Below are 21,889 nucleotides of genomic sequence, written 5' to 3'. Positions count from 1 at the left end.
ACTCAATTAACGTTTCACTATCTTTTTCACGGTACTTCCTTTTTCGGTTTTGATCGAGAAGAAATAAACCCCTGTTCTTAAAGCTGAAATATCTACTTGGGTGTTTTGCTGGGTGGCTTCTACCGCTTGTATCTTTCTGCCTTGTACATCGTACACTTCAATATTTTTGATTGTTGAAAGAGATTGGATGTTTACAATATTATTGGTAGGATTAGGGAATACCGAAATATGTGACACATCAAACCCATCTACCCCCAATATTCTAAAAGATGTAACTGCTTCGTTTGTGAGTACCGGGAAATTATAGTCAAAGTAAATATTGGCCTGAAGTGCTACTTCGTCCGCTGTGGTTAACGTTTCCTTGGTTTTCATTTTAAGGAGTATGTTACCGTGGCCACCTGTATCCAAGAAAATTTCAGGGAAATTAAACTCGACCAAATTGCCCACCACATTTACGTACATGTCATCAGAGGCTGTAAGTACCCGCAAACTTTCTTGGTCAAAATCTTCTGGGTCTACCTCCATAGTAACCACTATGTTCTGGGCAGGGGCATTGCCCGTGTTTTCAAAATTGATTATATAGTGCAGGTACTCTCCAATGTAGGTAGTAGCTACGCTTTCCCCCTCTATACAAATTATATTGTTTGGGTCGTAAGAGCCAACGACTATTTGATCAAAATCAAAAATATTATCATTTGGAAACTCGTCCCCAGCAATAGGGTTAATGGTAGCAGTGAACTCTAGCACGTCATCTATGTTAACTGGCGGTGTGTCCGTTGGACTGTTTATATACAAATACATATAGATGTTCACAGTTTGCAGAGGCTCAAGATCTGTAAAATTAAAAGTAAGTTCTCCAAACGCTTCTATGTCCGGCTGTGCAGAGGCTCCAATAAAATCTATAACGTTGTCATCAAAATTAAAAGTTACATCACCGTCCATGGCTTGGTTTCCTTTGTTTTTGTAACTGAGCAAGTAAAAGGCTTGAAAGCCCGGACTCGCAGGTACCAATGGAGCAAAAACCACTTCCAGATCTGGATTGACCCCATTTGCTGTTATACAAAAATCCTGTTGCACAATACTGTTGTCTATAGCCGGAACTACTACGCTCGCTGGCGAAGGTGTTATGGAAAAGTAACTCGGGTTCTCCAGGTCCGGGGTAATATTATAGGTTCCAGTTTCGGCCACATACAAATTGTAGACACCCAGGCTATCTGCATATACGGTGGAATTGGCACCTCCATTGAGGTCAACATTATATTTTTGATAGGGAATGGCAAGATCGGTAAGGTCACATCCATCATTCTCTTCATCAAACCTAGAAACACCTGTAATGGTATTATAATCGCCTCCAGGAGGGAAGTTGCAGTAGCTGTTTACATTATAGTTTGTCCCTGCGAAGCCCTGTATTTCTTGAACTTGAAACTCATCTGCGCATACATACAGCAAGCTAGGATTGTTTCCGAACAACCAATTTTCCAACCAACTTCCTGGACCCATATTTGAACTCTCATCACTTCCGTTCTTTATAAAAACTGTTTCGAGCAAAGAGTTTCCAGCTATATATAATGCCGTTAAATTTACGTTGGTAGTACAATCCAAGCTAGTAATTGAAGTTCCGGATATGATAAGTTCTTCAAGTGCGGTACATGATGAAATGTCAATAGAAGCTATAGGACTAATTGCTGAATCAACTATTTCTACTTGGGTTAAGTTTATGTTGCTTGTGAGGTCCACAACTGTTGGCGATATATGTATAGATTGAAAAGTTTCCAGGTTTACAAAAGCTTCAATCCCCGTAAGATCTGTAATCTCCAGCGTTTCCAAATCAATCGCTATTGTCGCCATTGCTTCTGTCACCTGTATTTCACCATCCATATTGGTGTCCACACCATCGGCGATCAATTCAGCTTTAAAAGCTGGATCCGGAATGTTTACGATTTGAGCACTGGCAGCACCCGTGACTAGTAGCAGGAGAAGAAGTAATTTTTTCATAATAGTTAATTTTCAATAAATGTACGTATGTCCTTTAAGTATGCAGCAGCTCAATGAGCAAATAGATGGTTTCATTTAGAATTCGCTACATCGTCTTTAAGATAGTTTGCAATCGTTCTCGTTTTCTCTGTGAAATGGGCAACCTGCTCCCATCTGCCATCACCACATAGCCACCATCCTTTTTTATATAAGATTTCAAGTAATTCAAATTTATTAAGTGCGACTGGTGGATGCGCTCAAAATTATGCTCGCCCAGTAATTCCTCATATTCCTTGAGGGTTTTTGAAATAAGCACGGGCTTATGGTCCTCTATATAGAACTTGGTATAATTATCTTCACTCTCACAGCGTATAATATTGCTGATATCAAAAAGATGAATCCCATCCGAGGTTGACAATGCAATGCGCTTAAAGTTGTCCACGTTCTTTCTTATATTCTCCAGCAACAGGTCTATGTGCGAAAAGTCACTCTTTTTTTGTACCACGCTCTTAATTTTCTCGATTACCTTCTGAAGCTCCTCGGGATCTACCGGCTTCAGTAAAAAATCCAGCGCACTGAACCTGAACGCCTTGATAGCATATTGTTCGTGGGCAGTTATAAATACGATGTTTGAGGATATCGTTTGGTTTGCCGCTGCAACTTTTTCCAAAATATCGAACCCCGTCCCATCGTTCAACTGAATGTCCAGGAATACTACCTGCGGTTGTGATCTTTGTATCACAGCAACTCCAGTGGCAACACTGTCTGCCTCTCCAACAATTGAAATCGATGGTGCAAAACGAGCCAATAGTTTTTTCATCCCGTTACGGAGGTTTTTATCGTCGTCTACTAAAACTGCGCTTATCATAAAGTGTGTTTCTGGTAAATTTAGCCGTTTTCATATTGTAAAGGGAGTTGTAGAACCACTTTGGTGCCCGTCACCTCCCCATTTTGGGCTAACTCTTCAATGCTTATATTGGCCTGCTTTTGGGTAGCTTCGGTAATCATCTCCAGTCGTTTTTGTATAATTCCCAATGCCATCGATTTATGGGCCAGTACCAAGTTTTGTTTATTTTTTCTGGATTGTTCTATCCCCACTCCATTGTCTATTATAATACACTGTAGGGAAGTTTCAGAAACCGAAAAGGAAATGGAGATTTCCCCTTTTTCCTGTTTGGGTACTACACCGTGAATGATGGAATTTTCAATAAATGGCTGGATCAACAATGGGGGCAAGGCCACGTCGTCCTCTATGGCAGGATCCTTGGTTATACTGAAATTGAACTTGTTGTTGAATCGTAGCTGCTCCAGTTCCAGATAATTCTGAAGGCTTTCTATCTCCTTGTCTATAGGAATAAGCGATTCCTTTGAATATTCCAGCGTCAATCGCATCAATTTTGAGAATTTTGAGAGGTATTTTATAGCGCTATCGGTCCCATTCTGCACAATAAAACTGGAAATAGACCCCAAACAGTTAAAGACAAAGTGTGGGTTCATTTGCAGGTGCAATGCTTTTTGCTCGTATTCTGCCAGTTCTTTTTGGAGCGTAAGTGTTTTCTTAAGCTGTTGGCGATTGTAGATCAAAAACCCTATCCCAAATAGCAGTAAGGCGATCAACGCCCCGAACAGCAGTTTCATAGTATTACTCTTGGCTTCTTCTTTAAGCAAAAGCTCCCGCTTTTGGTTTTCTTCCTTTCGCAATAGTTCCTTCTTTTCAAACTCATAGTTCATGGCTGCTTCTACCGCTTTTCTTACATCGTTCCTTTTATAGAGGCTATCTCTTGCCGTGCTATATGCTTTATAGTGTTGTAAGGCTTTGGAAGTATTCCCTATTTGCGCATAACTATCACTTAGCAGTTTTTCTGCTACTGCGATCTGTTCCAGCACATTGGTCTCGGAGGCTAATTGCAATGCCGTATTGGCAGTTGCTACAGCTTGTGTTGCATTATTATTTTCTTTTTGGAATTCAGCAATGAGTAAATACGTATCTGCCAGACCAAACTTATCTCCAATGCTTTTAAAGGATTTGATTGCTCTTTCCCAACTATCCAATGTTTTATCAGGATAATTTTGGGCACTGTAATATCGTCCTATATTGTTGTACCATTCTCCCAGAGCTCTTGGGTTAGGGTTTTCATCGATACTGCTTTTGGCTGCGGTATAGTATTGAAAAGCTTTTTCTAACCTGTCCTGGTTAAAATAGATATTGGCAATGTTGGTTTGTGTAATTCCCTTGTTCACATCTGCTAGCTCTACCTGTATCTCCAAAGCCTTTAAAAAATACTCCAATGCCTTTTCTGTGGCTCCCTGTGATTTGTATGCTACTCCTATATTGTTGAATATTTTTGAAGCTTGGCCCATATCCTGTAGGTCTTCATACATTTTAGCAGCCTTGAGGTAGCACTCTAATGCCTTGGTATAATTGCTCTGCTCTGAAAAAACAACTCCCATATAGCCAATAGCTTTTGCGGTTCCCATTTTGGTTTCTTCACGGTTTTGGGTGGTCTCTGGTACTTCTTCAAAAATTGACTTTGCCCAGACAAACTGATCCATAGCCGTTTTATAATCTCCCAAAATAATATTTGCAGTCCCTAAATTTAGGTATGCATTTCCCGTTTGGATGTTTAGGTTGTTGTCTTCTGAAATGGAAAGGGCTTTCTTGCCGAACTCCAACATTTTATTGGGATCGCTGTACTTGTAGAGGTTTGCAATAGCGTTGTATCCCTTTGCTTTTTCAAGAGGGCTGGAGGTTTGAGCCACTTTGTTTTGAAGGCTATCGATTATTGTGTCCTGAGCAAACACCCATGAAACACAAAATAAAAAAGCAACTAGAAACGTAAATAGCCTCATACACATAAATTAAAAGACGAAAATATCACAAAGGACCCATTTTATGTTGTTTGGATTAGAATTTGAGAGGTTTGAGTTAGAATTTGAAGAATCTTTAAAGGGTTGAAAACTATAGCTTTTATGCAATCATTACCCATATTCTGGCACCCCAGTGCTCGAAAGGGTAGTAAACAGATATAGAATTGCTGTTATTGAACAGGTTGCAGTACCAGTGTAATTTTATTGAAGTCTGCTGCGCTATTCACTACTTTTCTGTATTCTTCGTATAAAGAGACATCTACCTTATTTTTATGGTAGTACTCATCTGCAGTTATGGTGAGTAGGTTGTCCTCTATTTTGTAATGGGAGTGGAACGAAAAGAAGGGCTCACCGTTACTGCTGTACTCGTGTTTTATGTTGATATCGTCTGGATTGGCAATCTCGTATCCCTCGGGAATTTCCATGGTTATGGTACGCAAATAGGTACGTGTGTGCCTTTCTTCTACATCCAGGACCCTCTCGCTTTCTTGGTACATTTCAATTTGTTTGCTTATTAGTTCGCCTATCTTGAACAAATACTTGTTACCTGCTTTTTCCACAAAAGCTTCACTATCGTAATTAAGCACAATGGTAAATGGTTTTATCCCAAAAAGTTCTGGTTTTCCGTTTACTATCTCTTTACTGTTTATGGTTACGTTCTCGTTTATATTCTTAATGAAGCTCTCCATGAGCTCGTCTTTGTCCTCCTTTTTAACCAAGTGGATAAAGGGCTGTATAAAACTACTGTAATAGCCACCCATTTCACGTGTATAATCCACGATGATTTTTGAAATATTATCCTTTTCAAAAGAAATGTCAATTAACATATTATCCACCGTCTGGTCTGCCGTGTTGGGCTGGATGTATTTTATTTCACCTACTCCGGAGGTATAGTCTCCAAGTTTAACTTTTTTAATGAAGAGCCCGTAGTTATCGGTTAGGAAAGGTGGTGGAAAACCATACCTAGTTTCATATTCTGTAGGAGAAAGGTAGGTGTTGAATTCTGGGAAATAGATTAGAAAATCTGACAAGAAGTTATAGGCCTCAAAATTTTTGTCGAATTTTATATGTTGACGATCGCTGGTAATGACCATCTCGTGCTCTATACCAAGAGAGGTAAGCAGGGTTATGTACAATCTAAGCACTCCCGTTTCGTTTGCGACCTTGTTTTTGAGGATTTCATCAATATCCTTTGCATCATCGCTTCCCGAATCAGAAAGGTATACGTTGGATTTTATGTAGCGATCCAAGCTTCTTATTTTCTCTTCTGTTTCCTTGCTATTACCAATGGCATCTTTTGCAAACTTTTCAATATTTCGTTGTGTTCGTTTTGAGTGTTCTGGATAATAATATGGAAACAACCTTTTTACAAGTGTGCTATAGGACGTTATCCCAACGGTGCCCGCCGCAGTGTTCCCGTCCAGCACGTACACCAAAAAGGCGGTAGATGCCCAATATGCAGAGACTTCTTCTTCGGCTACGCCCGTAAAGTCTGTAGCGGTGATACCCCAATGGTTCCTGTCTTCTATATCTTCCATCTTTGTTACTTCTGGTGCACCATTGTAGCTCTTAAATTTGTAGTCCAAATGTGAGGGGGCATATAGGTCGAAGGTTACATTGTTCTTGGGCATGTAGTTTTGTAGACTAATGCGATTTCCATTGATCTTGGGCGAACGTTCGTAAACATAAATATGTTCTACAATGCTACCCTTTTCTATTCCTTCCAGCGCAAAATACTGTACCAAGGCACCGGTTTCCTCATTCTTGGACTCGAATATCTTTGAAGGGTCTATCTCCGTGATTTTCCCATCTTTCGATATTACCCTTGCTTTGTTGACCACAATTTTTGATGTGTTGGAATAGGGAAGGTAAATCTTGTTGTACTCTTCAATCTTTTCGTTACTGTTTAGCCATAGCACCTCGTGCTCAAGGAAGTACTCGGTGAGCTCTTCTTTTCTGTCCATATACAATTCGGCAACTACAGCGTGCTTTAGGGTCGCTATTTTTTCGTCTTTGGCTTCTGGCACCTTAAAGCTTGGCTCCTTTTCCCAGTTGTAGGATTTGTAGATTGGCTTTTGTGCTAAAGCGGTTGCCGTAATGAAAAGTACAATACAAACAAAAACATTCTTTATCATGGTGCTGATTTTTTTAGGACTAAAACTTCTTTGTAGGCTTTTTCGGCCTGTTCTATTAATTTATTGAGTTGTTGCTGTTGGGCGGTATCCAGAATAATGAATTTTACCAGTATTTCTTGGTTGTAAACAATACTGTCTCCTTTGTCTTGATAGCTTACCTTAATATCCATAAGCTCGTTAGAGGCTACTACATTCTCTGGCAAATAGGTAACCTTGTACCCAGCAGGAATTTGGAATGTTGTGGTATGCGAAAATTTTTGCTTAAAGTCATATTCAACAGGGAGCTCTCTATCTTCTTCGGTTTTATACATTGACGCCAACTTGTTTAAATTGAGGTTTATGTATATTTCGTCGCCCAATTTTCTTGCGTAATCTTCGATGGAAAATTCGTAATCTACCAAGAAAGGAAGTTCGTAGCTATACTTATTGTTTTCGGTATAGGTTTGTATGAGGAATTTGTTGTTGCCTTTTTCAAAGAAGTCTTTATATAAAATATCTATTTGGGACTTGCTGTCCATGTTTTCCAGATTGGAGAAAAACCGACTTTTCGGGTAGCCCGTCAAACTTGCTTTTGAAGCACCCACCAACCTATCCCCTTCCAAGCGCAAGGTTGTACTCTCGGTTATCGAATTTCTTGAAGCTGGAACAATAGGAATTTGCTTTATAGAAAAGGCATCGGGGCCATTTTCTACCAGCGCCTCTTTTCCTTGAATAAAAGAAGTTGGCATATCCAAAGGGGTATACCTTCCCGTTGCGTCTAGGTAATAGGTCTCCCCATTTTCTGTGTAGGACAAAATCATGTGGTTATCCACCAAGGGCGTGGGAACTTGTTTGTACGTATAGGGTATTTCCCTAGTGCCCACCCAGGTTAAACTTCCCTGGATACCTGCTATTTTTAGCATTTCTTTTAAGATGCTGGAATTGTCCTTACAGTCGCCATATTTTTTGTTGAAAACATCGTTGGCTTCCCTAGGAATAAACCCACCTAGGGCATACTCGAAAGCAATGTACTTTATGTTTTCCTGTGTCCAATAGTAAATAGCCCTTACCTTTTCGAGGTCTGTTTCCAGGCCCGATACTAGGGTGTTTACTGTATTTTTAAGGTCTTTACTGCTTTCCTTGGTATTTACATTTTTTACCAGTGAGGCGTACCAGTTGTACAAGTCTGAAACATCGTTGAGTACCGAAATCTTTTTTCCATCAACCTTATAGGAGTTTATCACGGGTATAATATGCGGGACTACGCTCTTAAAAGTTGGTGCATTAGGTTCATATTCAAACTTGTCTATGTTTTTTATTCGCCATCTATAAATGTTCTTGTTTCTTTTTTCCTCTTTTTCATATTGAACGTCGATCCCTTCGGTATTGAATTCGAGGAACCGTATGTCTATATCTTTGTGGACTTCAATCTCTAGACTACTGTTTTCTATAGGGTAATAATTTCCGAAAAAGAATGGGCTAAGAAAGCGTGGGTCCTTAACGTTCTCTTTATACTCGAGCCTTGTTTTGGAGCCTTTCCTGAGGTTTTTATACACAAAGTTTATGGTCTTGGTATCATCGTAAAAAGATCTGCTCTGGTCGTCCCGTTCGGTAAAATTCTCTACTGTTTCCTTACGGTACTTGCCGCCATCGAAACTAAAAGAGCTGGCCTCTATGGATTCCAACTCATAAAAGGAAGAAAAATTGAGAGACTCCTTGGAGTTGAGATTGGCGCCATCGTCCAGGTAAAGATCTTCTTCAATAAAATTCTGGACAATGGTTATTTTATCCCTCGATAGGTCAATCTCTACATTTTGTGCCTGCTGGAGCCTTACGTACCTATCCTCTGGATATAGGTTTTTATATTTCAGAAAATCTTGGGACTCTTGGCCAAAGGTGCCTACGGAAATGCACAAGCACAGTGTTGTTAGGATTCTTGTAATCATATTTTTTCAGAGTTAATTACGATCCCGTTACGGTATGTGTCCTTTTTTATGAGGGAACCTTGCTCGTTGTAATAGTTGGCAATACCATTTCTAACATCGTACACGTAGGTAATCTCTTCTTTTACTTTTCCGTCTTTGAAGAACCTTTTTTGCACTCCGTGTAGGAGACCGTCCTTATAGTTCCTGATTTGCTTTTGGGTACCGTCCATGAAATATTTCGTTTCTTGGCCATGGAATTCACCATCTTTGTAGTTGGCATCGTACTCAGGCTTCCCGTTGTAGTGGTAAGTTTTGTAGCTACCCACTAAGTTTCCTTTTATATACTCGAACTCTCTGGATCTTACTCCATTATCATAATAAGAAATTACTTTAGCGGTTCCATTTTCTATTGGGATTGTGGGTTTTTCGTTTCCATTCTCGTCCAGGTAGCTATATCCTATTATCCTACCGTGGTCGTAGTACCGTATAATCTGTAACTTGCCCTCTGGACTGTAGCTCTCTTTTCTTCCGTGGGTTTCGCCCATTACGTCAAAATCCTTTGTGTCCAAAGTCCCACTTTCGTAATACGACTCATAGGGCCCATTGAGCTTTCCTGCTACATAATTGGCCTTGACGCTTAACTCTCCCGTTTCAAAAAATCTTTTGTAGGATCCATCCAATAAATCTGTATCGTAATTACTGGTGGTTTGCAAAGCGCCGTCGTCGAAATAAAATTTCCAGGTTCCATTTTGGAAGCCTTGTAAAAAGTTTCCTTGGGAAGTGGTTGTTCCGTCAAAATTTTTGCCTACGTACGCACCGTGTTTGTATCCGTTCTTGTAGTTGTACACATTACGTGGCTTTCCATTGGGGAAATTATAGGTTATTGTATAGGTGTCTTTGTTGTTTACATAATCTACTTCTTGGTATGGTTTCCCGTTTTCATCTAAAAGTACTTCCGCAATAATATCTCCATACTCGAAATGGGTTATACTCTCCTTTGTACCATCTACCCCATAGCTTATTTGTTCTCCATGGTTTTTTCCGTTGTGGTAATAGGGACGTAAGCTCAACTCACCGTTGGGATAATAGTAGCCCCATTCTCCTTGTTCCAGACCATCTACATACCAGCCCTGAGCCTGTAATTGCCCGCTAGGATAGTAAGCTGCATAATATCCATCCAGCTTATCGTTTTTATAGGAGCTCTCTACTTCTATCTGGCCGTTTTCGTGATAGGTTGTGTAAGGGCCGTCCAAGGTGTTTTGTTTGTAGGTGATTTTGGATGCCAAAACCCCATAATCGTTATAATAGGTCCAAAGCCCAGATTTACCTCCATCTACATCGTAAAGACCTTCTATAATCTTAACCCCGTAGGGTGTATAGGATTCATAGTTAAATTTTCCTCCTCTTCTTTTATCTTCCTTAATGAGTTTTCCTTCATCGTCATAAAATTTATAGGCAATAATGTTACCTCGCCTATACTCATACTCTATATGTAAGGATCCTTTGGTATTATAAAATTTCGATATTCCTTCAATTTCGCCGTCGTCGTACAAAGACTCTGACTCTAAGGTTCCGTCGATATAATAGGTTTTCCACAAGCCATCTCTTTTGCCCTCTTTATAAGTCCCCTCATCTTGTGTTTGTCCATTTTTAAAGTTGGTGCTGTATTTCCCGTGCAACTCATTGTTCTTATAATGCGCTTCCCCGGCAATATTTCCATTGCTGAAATATTGTGTTTCGGCACCGTTTCTCTTTCCGTTTGAAAAAGTACTTTTTAGATATACCTCTCCATTAAGATGATATTCCAACAAATCTCCAGCAACTTCACCATTTTTATAGGTAGTGCTGTATTCTATCACAGGTTTTCCAACCGAAAAATAAGAGCGGTAGTCACCATCAATTTTTCCGTTTTTGTATTGTATTTCGTGTGTGAGTGCCCCTTTATTGGTATAGCTCCTATAGGGGCCGTGAAGCTCGTCGTTTTTATAAAAGGCCTCTAGGCTTACTTTCCCATTGGGATAATACATTTTGTACTCACCTTCTTTTTTATCTTTATTGTAAGTAGCTTCTTCTTTTACCTTTCCGTTAGTATAGTTCCATACCCATTTACCATTTCTTTCCCCTTTTTTTGTGAAGGCACCTTTTAATAATGGTTGCCCGTTATCCTCATAAAACACCCATTCTCCTACGGGGGCCTCATCTTCAACTTCACCCATTGCCCTTACAATCTCCCCTTCATATTCGTAATATTTTCCGTTGTTGTTTCCCAACAACTCTAACCACTTCGTAGAGAAAGCCCCCAAGAAGGCTTCCACCTCATCGCTTTTTCTGGAGACGATTCTTTGGAGTGATTCGTTTTCTGCACTGTACGCCAATGTGTAGCTGAAATCGTCAAAAAGATCATTCTCCATGACCCATTTATAGAGTGGCACGTACTTGGTGCTCCAAAACCCATCGCCTTCCTTCATGTCCTTTAACTTGGTGAATAGCGCATGGTTCTGTTTTATCACTGCAATATCTATTCGGTTGCCCGCGTCATAGCCTTTAGAAAGAGCTACTCTTTGGTTCAATATCAAATCTATCTCCTTGAATTTAGAATCTTCTTCTGTGAGCACCTGTTCTTCTTCGGTTTCAGAAATTGGAGTCGCGGCAATGCTATTGAGCTGTTTAAGGATTGGGAATGTCTCTTGCAAATTAGGTTGAAGGATCAAGAACATATTTAGTGCCATTAATGCTTGTGCCTTTTTATCCTGCTTGTAGTACAGGTTCCCTATCCTCAAGTGTGGAGCAGGATCGAAGGGATTTCTTGCCATACTTTCCATATAGGCAGAAACTGCTTCTTTCTTACGGCCAAGTTCCTCGAGCGCATACGCCTTATTATACCACAGCAGACTATTCATGGGATATATCTCGAGGGAATTCTTTGCTGCTTCCAAGGCTTCTGTATAATTCTCGGAATCTACCAAGGCCGCCAACTTGTTTATATGGAAAATTTCCTGCACATCGTGGCACCCCAACTCAATACCTTGGTTGGCGATCTTTATTACATCTTCATAGTTTTTTAACTGAAGATGATAGTACGATTTTGTAGAGAGGGCTCCACAATAGGTTGAATCGTTTTTGTTAACTTTATCTAACGAGAGAAGGACGCCTTTAAAGTCATCTTTTTGTAAGGAAGTTTTTATTTCTTCTAAAAGATCCTGATAGGGTGTGTACGTAATTTTTTCCTGAGAGTATAGGGTGCTGGCAAAAAGTAATGCAGCTCCTAGCAAAAATATTTTGGGCATAAGATAAAAGAGGTGAATAAGAAACAAGTATATATAAAAATACGTTATAAATAAAATTAATCTGCGTGCCGCTAAGAGGAAAATCTCTACAATACTTTTCGTTATAGATTTTAAAGCCTATATATCAATCTGATTTTTAAAAACTTAAGCCCTCGGAAAAATGCTACACCAAAACCGAAATATCTTTGAAAAAAATTAATGGGGTACCTATGGTCATAAAAAAAGACCTTACTGGAGAGTAAAGTCTTAGCGTTTGCTTTTTTGGTACGAGTGAGATGCTCATTCAGGGGCTCCCTTCGATAAGCTCGCGCCTTGCTTACTCAGGATAAACCTTACCTGCGGCAGGCAGGTTCTCGTCAAAACCCCAAGGTATATTCCATAAAAAAAACCCTACTCGAAAGTAGGGTTTCAAAAATTTGCTCTCCCTCTTGGGCTCGAACCAAGGACCCTCTGATTAACAGTCAGATGCTCTAACCAACTGAGCTAAGGGAGAATTTCTTATAGAAAATTAAAAGGTATTACCCTTTTAGCGGTCGCAAATATAAATCATTTAATTATTCTGAAAAAATAGAACTTGTGTTTTTTTGTGAAAATTTCAAAAAAAACTTGCTTTAAAACGCATAACTGGCCGCTACAATTAAGTTTCTCCCTGGGGCGCTAATACCACTTGAGTAGGGCCTGTAACGTTGGTCCGTAATATTTTCTAAAACTGCATTTAGCTGCAAGGCCTCGGTCACCTTATATTGCGCTCCAAAATTAAGTGTGTACCAGTTTGGCGAAAAAGGGTCTCCGTTGGCATCCTTTGCATATAAAAAATCGTTGCTTTGCTGGCTGGGCGCCAAATCCTCAAAATCGAACTGGCCATTGTACTCTACAAAAGCATCCAGTTTAAATTTATTCCATGCATACTTTAAATGACTGTTACCAAACTGTGGCGCCACGTGACGGCTAGGGGCCTTGGTACCATCGTCCTCTTCGGCGAAACCATCGGTGATGTTGTATTGTGAGGTGAGCTGCAATGTTTCTGTAAAATTCACTTCCAGACCAACCTCGAAACCATAAACTTCGGCTTTTGCAGCGTTTTGAATTGCCTGTACGTTGCTCAATTCACCTTGGTATTCCACTTGGGTTTGCCCGTTCAGGTTGAAATCACGACGCACAAGTGCATCTTCCAAGATGGTGTAGAAGGTGGCCATTTCAACTTTTACGATATCGCTAAAGTTAAGGTTGGCTCCCAACTCTCCGTTGTAAGCATATTCTGGTTTTAAATCTGGATTGGGCACTACTACGCTCCCGGGTTCACTATCAAAAATCTTTCCTACATCGTCAATATTGGGAGCCCTAAAGGCGGTTCCAAAGTTCAGTTTCCACCCCAGAATTTCACTGGCCTGCCAAGCCAATCCTGCGCTTCCCGTTAACGCACCCGTGCTTATGTTCGCTTCGGAAAAAGGGAAATTAAAAAAACTATCATCAAACGTAGCATCTACCAAGATATGGTTATAGCGCAATCCTCCCTGGAACGATAGCGATTCGCTTAACTTGGACTGTAAACTTGCATATCCCGCAAGGGATTGCCAAGTACTCCCATCTGGATATCTTGAAGCCGTCTGGGCAGTTTCAGATGTGTTTATATTGGTTTGTTGGCCAACACTGTTCACTTTATTGAAAACATATTCCAAGCCATAAAACAGTGTGTTGTTGCCCATTTTTTTGCTAAAGTCCCAACCCGCTGTGTAAGCGTGCACACTTTCGTCTGTCTCAAACAATAGTTCACCTTCAAAGTCACGATCGTTTCGGCTTTCCTTAAAATTTTGATAGGAAAGCGTGAGCTTACTCTCATCGTACAATCCTTTGGCTTTGTTGGTTATCTGCAGATTTCCGCTCAACCATTCTTGGGGACCGTAATACCATTCTGCAGAGCGAAATTGACCATCGCTTTTTCTAATGAGCCTATCGTACCTTGGATAATCGCTGGTAGTTGTATAAAAAAGCCCGAGATTGAAATCCCAATTGTTCGAGGGCATATACCGCACCTTTTGCATAGCATTGATCTGGCTGTACCCTGTGGGTGTTTGCACCAGTGGATCTTCATTTTGCAAGACAGTATCCACACCCCCTATGGTTTCTACATATCCATTGCGCAAATAATCATCGGGACCGTTGCTCCCCATTCTTAGATCGTCAAAGTCGCTATAGGTAACACTTGTTAGGAAAGCCCACTCCTTCATCCCTAGATTAATATCGAAATGCCCCGTTTTTTCATTATTTGCGGTAGCATAGCGGGCCGTTCCGTTTCCTGAGATTGCCATCCCTTCCTCAAAAGAAAATTTAGGTTTTTTGGTATAAAAATTCATTACTCCTCCCACGGCATCGCTCCCGTAGGGAACTGAGCCAGGTCCTAGGATCACTTCGGTGCGCTCTATCGCAAATGGATCTATGGAGATAACGTTCTGTACATTTCCACCACGAAAAATTGCAGTATTAAAACGAACCCCATCCACGGCGATGAGCAGTCTATTGGTAGAGAATCCCCGAATCAAGGGACTTCCTCCACCCAACTGGCTCTTTTGCACATACACCTGCCCACTACTCTCCAACAGGTCTGCAGCCGTTTGCGGATTACCAAACAGTACATCCTCACTTGTAACACTCAAAACCTGTTGAGGCACTTCGCGCTTCTTTTGTCCAAATTTTGAAACGGACAGAACCACCTCGTCCAACTTGCTGGCATCTTCTTCCAAGTACACAGTGTTGCCCTCTATCTGGCTTTTTAAAATCGTGAATTCCAGATGGGAAATATGCTTGAAGGTAATTTTTTCTGATGCTCCAAAGGCCGAAATATCCACTTTACCATCAAAATCGGTAACGCCGCTCTTGGATTTGCTATCATTAAAAACTGCAACTCCAGCAACGGGCAAATTAGATGCTTTATCTTTTACGGTTATGGTTTGTGCGGTAAGTGATACAAAAAAGAGGCAAGCAATTATGCTCAAGGATAATCGTACGATCATTGGAAAAGTTGGTTAAGTACAGCTAAGGATTTCGGTTTTTTGAAGCCCTGCAAATGTAATTGATAATAGCGTATCAACAAATGCAAGACCTCCAATCTTGTTTTTTTGTTCAATTTAATTTGAGACAATGCCTCAAAATTTATGCCGAAGAACCTTTTTAGAGCAGTAACATGTTCCCCCTCTTCACAATAGTTGTTTGTAGCTGTATGCTGAAAATTACCCTCCAATAAATTGAAGTAAAGCGCTTTACTTTCGGAAGCATCAGGAAAAAAGCCTAGATACTGTGTGAGATTCAGTAAAAAATAAATATGAAAGTTGGCAAAATCCTCAGCGCCATCCAAAAAATTGAGTGATTGGGACAAATAACCGTACAAATTTGGGTTAGCTTCCTCTTCTTGTATGGCGTCCCTTAAAACTTCAGATAAAAACATAACAACCGAGGTTTTAACAACATCGGTATGCAAGGTTTTATAAGGATAATAGATTTTGGCCTCTTTTATAGTTTCCAGGGTGCCTTTGTTTTTATGCTTGGCAATTAGTTCCAGCTGGGTCAAGGGCTGAAACAACGATGGTTTTAATGCGCCTTTCTTCGATTTGAGGATACGCCGCAAAAGGTAGCTTTTCCTACCATCACTTAGTGTATAGCAATGGGCAATGAGATCTGCTTCGGCATATTTTAGGGAGGAGAGCACTATGGCCCGTGTAGCAACTACCATTAGCGTACTACCATAATTTTGGTCACTTTCTTCTCGATGGCATCTGCAGCAGTAATGATAACCAGATATACCCCAGAGGCCACCTTATATTCGCCAAAGGCCGTGGTGTCCCATTGTACGCTACCTCCTTCGCTTGTGGTTTCGAAAACCAGGTTTCCGGTAATATCGGTTATTTTAACGTTGGCATTTGCGGTAAGCCCATCTATGGTAACATTGCCCTTATATTGTGGTCTTACAGGATTTGGAAAGGCATACACGTCTTCTAAGTTATCACGTGGCGCAGTAGAGGTACCATTGTAGGCTACGAGCCCATTTACTGTGGCAAAGTACACAACTCCTGAAAAACTGTCTATGGCTATATCTTGCACATTGTTTGAGGGCAATGGAGAGTTGTCTTTATTAAACTGCAAAAGCGTTTCCTGCCCATCCGAAGAGAGATAGAACACACCTGAAGCAGCTGTGGAAATCCATTTATTGTTTGCGCCATCTACTTCAATATCGGTTATGGTAAGCTCAAAAAGAAGCTCTTGTGGCACCCCGTCTTCAAGGATGATGATAGGTTGCGTCTCAATATTGCCATTTTCACCAAAAACACCCCCTGGATTAAAGAGAACCCTTAAACCTTCCAAGGTTCCTATCCACAATCTATTGTTATTGTCTATGGCCAACGATCGTATTGTTTTATTGGGAAGGTTCCCGTTTCCTGGGTCTTCAGAAATTTTTACAAAGCTCCCGGTACTGGAATTATAACCTACCAATCCCTCACTAACAGATCCAAAGAACACGTGGTTCTCTCTTGTAGTTTTAACTTCAGTAAGGGCAAGAGGAGAGGAATTCAGGTCTGAAAAGTTGAAAATATCCGAGATATCCAATTGCTGCAACTGTCCTTGGGGTGAAATACGTATGAGGCCGTTTTCGTCTTTTGCCTGTACCGCCCAGAGATTCCCTTGATTGTCGTAATCCAACCCGAAGATGCGGATACCGAAGTTAGGGTTTGGGGGGCCATTCGTTTCAGTAGCTGTAATTTCGAGAGATGAATTAGATTCATCGAACATCTTAATAGGGGTCTGGTCATCAATCTGTAGTATCCCTTTTTGAAAAGAGCTCATAAACACCTCGTTGGGATTGTTTGGGTTTATCTTTATCCTCACAAGATCGTTCGCTTCCTTCCCCAGTGTTTCAGTGAGTTCGTCGTAGGAAATATTGGTCCAGGCACCTTCCCGTAGATTACTTATTCCTTTCTTTGTAAGAGGGTATGGGTTAAAATTTACCGTAACATCTCCAAAATTCAACCACAATTGTCCTGGTGAGGCGTCTATAGAAAAACTACTGTTAAAAAGAGGGCCATCAGGCAATAGTTGTTCTCCTTCATTGGTTCCAAAAGGGACTTGGAATACACCTTGCTCTGTAGTTCCAAGATACACGAAGTTATTATGCGAAAAACCTGTTTGCAACAAAAATCCATCAACACCATTAACATTGAATATCGACGCCAGCAAGGAGATATTTTCATCGTAAACCCTAACCCCAGCAGCCGTAACAATATTTATAACACCGTTTTGCCCATTGATTTCCAAGATAGTCCCGTTGATAGTTTCTACCACCTGCAGACCCCCAACCACGGAATAGAGTTGATTTGAATTTGCCGCAAACACTTGGTTGCCGGCTCGTACTATCCCTAAATAGCCTCCGCCAGCAATTTGGTCCCATTGTTCAAAATCTATCAGGTTGTCACTTTCCACCAAGGCTCTACGTATCCCATTATCTGTGGTAGACGCATAAATGTATGGTGGCAAAACAGCTGTAGCTGTAATGTCTATCTGTTCGCCGCCATCGCCAATAAAATAGGTATCGCCAAACTCCAGCAATGCGAGATCGAACACGGAAATCCCAAATGCGGCAGCTATATACAAATTCCCTTCATATTCATTGAATTGGTTGATCTGTTTTTGGTTGGGAGGGATTGTAGGTTTGTTCAAAATATCTACCACTGTTAGGATATTCTCTTCTCCATCCAGCACTATCTCCATCAATCCATTCTCGTATCCTATTACCAGAAGGTTGAAGTTTTCGCTATAATAAAGAGCAGATATTTGTTCTCCTGAAAGTCCATTTATTGTTGAAATGGTTTCAAGTTCCTGTGTAGAAAGGTCATAGGAAAACACGGCGTTTTCGGCAGCTACATAGATTCTATCGTTTCCTTGGGAGATTGCCTGTATGGAAACATAAGAGAAATGCCCGGTCCATTCGTTTTCAAAATTCTGGGCTTTTGTATGTAGCAATACCGTTACTACGGCAAAAAGAGTGAAAAGATATTTCATACAGTATGAAAAGTGTTCCAAAACAATAACACGCTAAAATAGTATTTATTGCAAGAAACGGGTTACAAAAAAAGGCCATCTTTTAAGGGATAGCCTTTTAAAAAAAATTTCAGACAAGATTATACTACACCTTGAGCCAACATGGCATCTGCAACTTTCACAAAACCTGCTACGTTTGCTCCTTTTACATAATCTACGTAACCATCACCATCCTTACCGTATTTTACGCAGGCTGCGTGAATATCGTTCATGATGTTATGGAGTTTCTCATCTACTTCTTGGGCTGTCCAGTTTAGGCGAAGTGAGTTTTGGCTCATTTCCAGTCCTGAGGTGGCCACACCTCCAGCATTGGAAGCTTTTCCTGGCGCGAACAAGATTTTTGCTTTCTGGAAGACCTCAATGGCCTCTGGGGTAGAAGGCATATTTGCACCTTCGCTCACACACATACAACCATTATCTACCAAAGTTTGCGCTTCTTCTTTGTTCAATTCGTTTTGGGTCGCACAAGGTAATGCGATATCGCAAGTCTCTCCCCAAGGACGTTTTCCTTCGTGGTATTTTGCTGAAGGGTATTTGTCTACATACTCACTTATCCTTCCCCTTTTTACATTTTTAAGCTCCATTACAAAGGCAAGCTTTTCGGTACTGATTCCTTCAGCATCATAGATATATCCTCCAGAATCTGAAAGTGTTACCACTTTTCCTCCAAATTCCAGTGCTTTTTCTGCAGCATATTGCGCTACATTTCCAGAACCTGAAATCACCACTGTTTTCCCCCTAAAGCTCTCACCCTGTGTTGCCAGCATGTTCTTTGCAAAGTACACATTACCGTACCCTGTTGCTTCGGGACGTATCAAGGAACCACCGTAGGATCTTCCTTTTCCTGTAAGGACACCGGTAAACTCATTCCGCAATCGTTTGTACTGTCCAAACATATACCCTATCTCACGGGCTCCCACACCTATGTCTCCAGCTGGCACATCGGTATCTGGCCCTATGTGGCGGGCTAGTTCGGTCATAAAACTTTGGCAAAAACGCATTACTTCTGCATCGCTTTTCCCTTTCGGGTTGAAATCGCTCCCTCCTTTTCCACCACCCATAGGCAATGTGGTCAAGCTATTTTTGAAGACCTGCTCGAACCCAAGGAATTTAAGAATACTCAAGTTTACCGAAGGATGGAAACGCAGCCCCCCCTTGTATGGCCCAATGGCAGAGTTGAACTCTACCCTATAACCTCTGTTAACCTGGACTTCTCCAGCATCGTCGGTCCAAGGGACCCTGAACATAATGGTGCGCTCAGGCTCTACCATGCGCTCCAAGAGCTTCTTGCCCTGGTAAGCCTCATTTTTTTCAATAAACGGGATTACTGTTTCTGCAACCTCGGTCACTGCTTGAATAAATTCAGGTTCGTTAGGATTTCTTTTTTCTACTTCAGAAATGAAATCTTTTATGCTTTGTTTCATCTGTATATACTTTAATGAAAGTGATTTCGTTTATAAGGTGCAAATATAAGGTATATCGTAAAATTTGCTACACTTTTTCAGCTTTAAGGCAAATGTGCACTATATATTTTCGTGTTAGATATGTTTTTATATATTTGTTACGTCTCAATCTAAACCTAAAAAACATGAATGCCAAGAAATTTGCATTGGTATTTCTCTTCTTAACCACTTTATGTCAAGGAGTTTATAGCCAATTTGGTTTTTCCCACGAAGTAGGGATAATTACCGGCCCTGTAGCCCTGTATTCCGACTTTGGGCAGCGTAATGACTTTGAAACCAACTCTGGGAACATTGGGATTGGTGTAGGACTCATTCACTATCTTAATTTTTCGTATCGTGCAGACTGTAACTGTTATACTAGGGATACGTATTTTAACGACCACTTTAAGCTACGTAACGAGATTGACTATCACGTAACAAATCTAGAGCATTTTGGTCGTTGGGTAGACCCGGACCAACAAGGGCAATTTGCAGACCAATTGCGTGCCATGAAAGGCAAGACCAGTGTTTTTGAAATTGGTTCGCAGCTTGAATATTTCCCGTTGAGTATCCGTGACTTTGCAGCTGGTTCCTATAAAATAGCACCATTCATTAGCTTGGGGGCACACTATGTTTCATACGATCCTGAGGTGACCTCAGATCTTGGTGAACTCAACATTGTAGGAGGGCCCTTAGCCACAACGCCTGAAAAATATAGAAACGCATTTCAGCAAGAAGCAGGTTCTACATGGGCAATTGTTACCAGTATAGGGGTACGATATAAGCTTACACCCCTTAGTGATTTAATGTTAGACGGAAGGTGGACTTACTATTTTACAGACTATCTTGATGGCCTTAATCCTTCCCTAGACAACAACGGAACTAGGCCTGTGCCAGAAAACAAGGCAAACGAGTGGACCTATTGGCTGAATATTGGGTATATTTATTACTTAGATTAGGTTTCGGCTCCGCTCAACCTGCCAGAGAAAATAATGTAAAAAAGTGCGAACATAGGTTTCGCACTTTTTTATGTTTAACGGTACTGTATTTAGCCTATGGCCTGTTCCAGGTCTGCAATAAGGTCGTCTATATCTTCAATACCTACTGAGAGTCTTATAAGGCTATCCACAACTCCTGTTTTCTCACGTTCTTCCTTAGGAATACTAGCGTGGGTCATAGATGCTGGATGCCCAGCCAATGACTCTACCCCTCCCAAACTTTCCGCTAGGGTGAACACTTTCAGGTTTTCAACAATCTTGATTGCTTGATCGTAATCGTTTCCCTTTGTGACAAACGAGATCATTCCTCCAAAATCCTCCATCTGTGATTTAGCTATTTCATGATTGGCATGGTCTTCAAACCCTGGCCAATACACCTTTTCAATCTTTGGGTGGTTTTTTAAGAAGTTCGCAATAGCTTTTCCATTTTCGCAATGGCGCTGCATACGAATGTGCAGCGTCTTAATTCCGCGAAGAACCAAAAAGCTGTCCTGTGGGCCACAAACAGCTCCACTTGCATTTTGGATAAAATAAAGTTTTTCGGCCAATTTTTCTTCCTTAACAACCAAGGCACCCATTACCACATCGCTATGGCCACCTAAATATTTTGTTGCACTGTGCATCACGATATCTGCCCCTAAATCCAGTGGTTTCTGCAGATATGGTGTTGCAAACGTGCTGTCTACTGCCAACAACACATTGTGTTTCTTGGCGATTGCGGCAGTGGCCTTTATGTCAATTATATTCATCATGGGGTTGGTTGGTGTCTCAACCCAAATGAGTTTGGTTTTATCGTTTATGTAATTTTCGATCGTTGCTGCATTTTCCATTCCAATGAAATGGAACTTGATCCCAAGGTCTTCAAAAATCTTGGTAAAGAGGCGGTAACTCCCTCCATAAAGATCGCTTGTGGAAACTACCTCATCTCCTGGTTTCAACAATTTTATAACTGCATCTATTGCAGCAAGACCACTAGCAAATGCCAAACCAAATTTTCCGTTTTCTAAACTTGCCAATGAGCGTTCGAGGGCAGACCGTGTGGGGTTTCCGCTTCGGGAATATTCAAAACCTTTGTGACCTCCCGGCGTAGATTGCGAATAGGTTGATGTTTGGTAAATGGGCGGCATGACCGACCCATACGCTGGATCTACCTCGTGCTGTCCTCCGTGGATTGTTTTTGTATTGAATTTCATA

The 21,889-nt window shown here is 40.9% G+C and carries 12 protein-coding genes and 1 tRNA gene; 1 reads left to right on the top strand and 12 read right to left on the bottom strand.

Annotated elements, in window-relative coordinates; translation table 11 throughout:
- Positions 1 to 6 precede the first annotated feature (6 nt).
- From C8D94_RS02700 to gdhA, 11 genes are all read right to left on the bottom strand, one after another.
- Positions 7 to 1,995, bottom strand: coding sequence for a T9SS type A sorting domain-containing protein (locus C8D94_RS02700; RefSeq protein ID WP_115122352.1), 1,989 nt, complete (start codon positions 1,993 to 1,995; stop codon positions 7 to 9).
- Positions 1,996 to 2,080: 85 nt separating this feature from the next.
- Positions 2,081 to 2,842 (bottom strand): LytR/AlgR family response regulator transcription factor, encoded by a 762-nt coding sequence (locus tag C8D94_RS02695; protein WP_115122351.1) that lies wholly within the window; start codon positions 2,840 to 2,842, stop codon positions 2,081 to 2,083.
- 20 nt (positions 2,843 to 2,862) lie between these two features.
- The gene (locus tag C8D94_RS02690) at positions 2,863 to 4,734 is read right to left on the bottom strand and encodes a tetratricopeptide repeat protein (RefSeq protein WP_170134707.1); all 1,872 of its coding nucleotides are present in this window, start codon (positions 4,732 to 4,734) and stop codon (positions 2,863 to 2,865) included.
- A gap of 278 nt (positions 4,735 to 5,012) precedes the next feature.
- On the bottom strand, positions 5,013 to 6,977 hold the full coding sequence (locus C8D94_RS02685) for a DUF3857 domain-containing protein (RefSeq protein ID WP_245946173.1): 1,965 nt from the start codon (positions 6,975 to 6,977) through the stop codon (positions 5,013 to 5,015).
- The gene (locus C8D94_RS02680; RefSeq protein ID WP_115122349.1) at positions 6,974 to 8,902 is read right to left on the bottom strand and encodes a DUF3857 domain-containing protein; all 1,929 of its coding nucleotides are present in this window, start codon (positions 8,900 to 8,902) and stop codon (positions 6,974 to 6,976) included. Before C8D94_RS02680 ends, C8D94_RS02685 begins: the two co-directional genes overlap by 4 nt.
- Positions 8,899 to 12,168 (bottom strand): hypothetical protein, encoded by a 3,270-nt coding sequence (locus tag C8D94_RS02675; RefSeq protein ID WP_115122348.1) that lies wholly within the window; start codon positions 12,166 to 12,168, stop codon positions 8,899 to 8,901. Before C8D94_RS02675 ends, C8D94_RS02680 begins: the two co-directional genes overlap by 4 nt.
- 419 nt (positions 12,169 to 12,587) lie before the next feature.
- Positions 12,588 to 12,661: transfer RNA gene (locus C8D94_RS02670), tRNA-Asn, on the bottom strand.
- Positions 12,662 to 12,779: 118 nt separating this feature from the next.
- Complete coding sequence (locus C8D94_RS02665; RefSeq protein WP_115122347.1) at positions 12,780 to 15,179, bottom strand: TonB-dependent receptor; 2,400 nt, start codon at positions 15,177 to 15,179, stop codon at positions 12,780 to 12,782.
- The gene (gene recO / locus C8D94_RS02660; RefSeq protein ID WP_115122346.1) at positions 15,176 to 15,895 is read right to left on the bottom strand and encodes a DNA repair protein RecO; all 720 of its coding nucleotides are present in this window, start codon (positions 15,893 to 15,895) and stop codon (positions 15,176 to 15,178) included. Before recO ends, C8D94_RS02665 begins: the two co-directional genes overlap by 4 nt.
- Positions 15,895 to 18,216 carry a type IX secretion system anionic LPS delivery protein PorZ gene (gene porZ, locus C8D94_RS02655; RefSeq protein ID WP_115122345.1) on the bottom strand — a complete coding sequence of 774 codons (2,322 nt, stop codon included), beginning with the start codon at positions 18,214 to 18,216 and terminating at the stop codon, positions 15,895 to 15,897. Before porZ ends, recO begins: the two co-directional genes overlap by 1 nt.
- A 119-nt stretch (positions 18,217 to 18,335) precedes the next feature.
- Positions 18,336 to 19,679: an NADP-specific glutamate dehydrogenase gene (gdhA, locus tag C8D94_RS02650; protein ID WP_115122344.1), complete on the bottom strand. Its 1,344-nt coding sequence runs from the start codon at positions 19,677 to 19,679 to the stop codon at positions 18,336 to 18,338.
- Positions 19,680 to 19,843: 164 nt separating this feature from the next.
- Here gdhA and C8D94_RS02645 point away from each other — a divergent pair, with 164 nt between their 5' ends.
- On the top strand, positions 19,844 to 20,656 hold the full coding sequence (locus C8D94_RS02645) for a THC0290_0291 family protein (protein ID WP_170134706.1): 813 nt from the start codon (positions 19,844 to 19,846) through the stop codon (positions 20,654 to 20,656).
- A gap of 89 nt (positions 20,657 to 20,745) precedes the next feature.
- On the opposite strand, the gene C8D94_RS02640 is transcribed toward C8D94_RS02645, so the two are convergent.
- Positions 20,746 to 21,888, bottom strand: a complete 1,143-nt coding sequence (locus tag C8D94_RS02640; protein WP_115122343.1) for a cystathionine gamma-synthase — start codon at positions 21,886 to 21,888, stop codon at positions 20,746 to 20,748.
- Position 21,889 lies beyond the last annotated feature (1 nt).

Source organism: Marinirhabdus gelatinilytica (assembly GCF_003353425.1).
In the GTDB taxonomy this organism is placed as follows: Bacteria; Bacteroidota; Bacteroidia; order Flavobacteriales; family Flavobacteriaceae; genus Marinirhabdus; species Marinirhabdus gelatinilytica.
The sequence above is the reverse complement of the archived record's forward strand: the minus strand, read 5'-3'. Positions and strand labels throughout refer to the sequence as shown.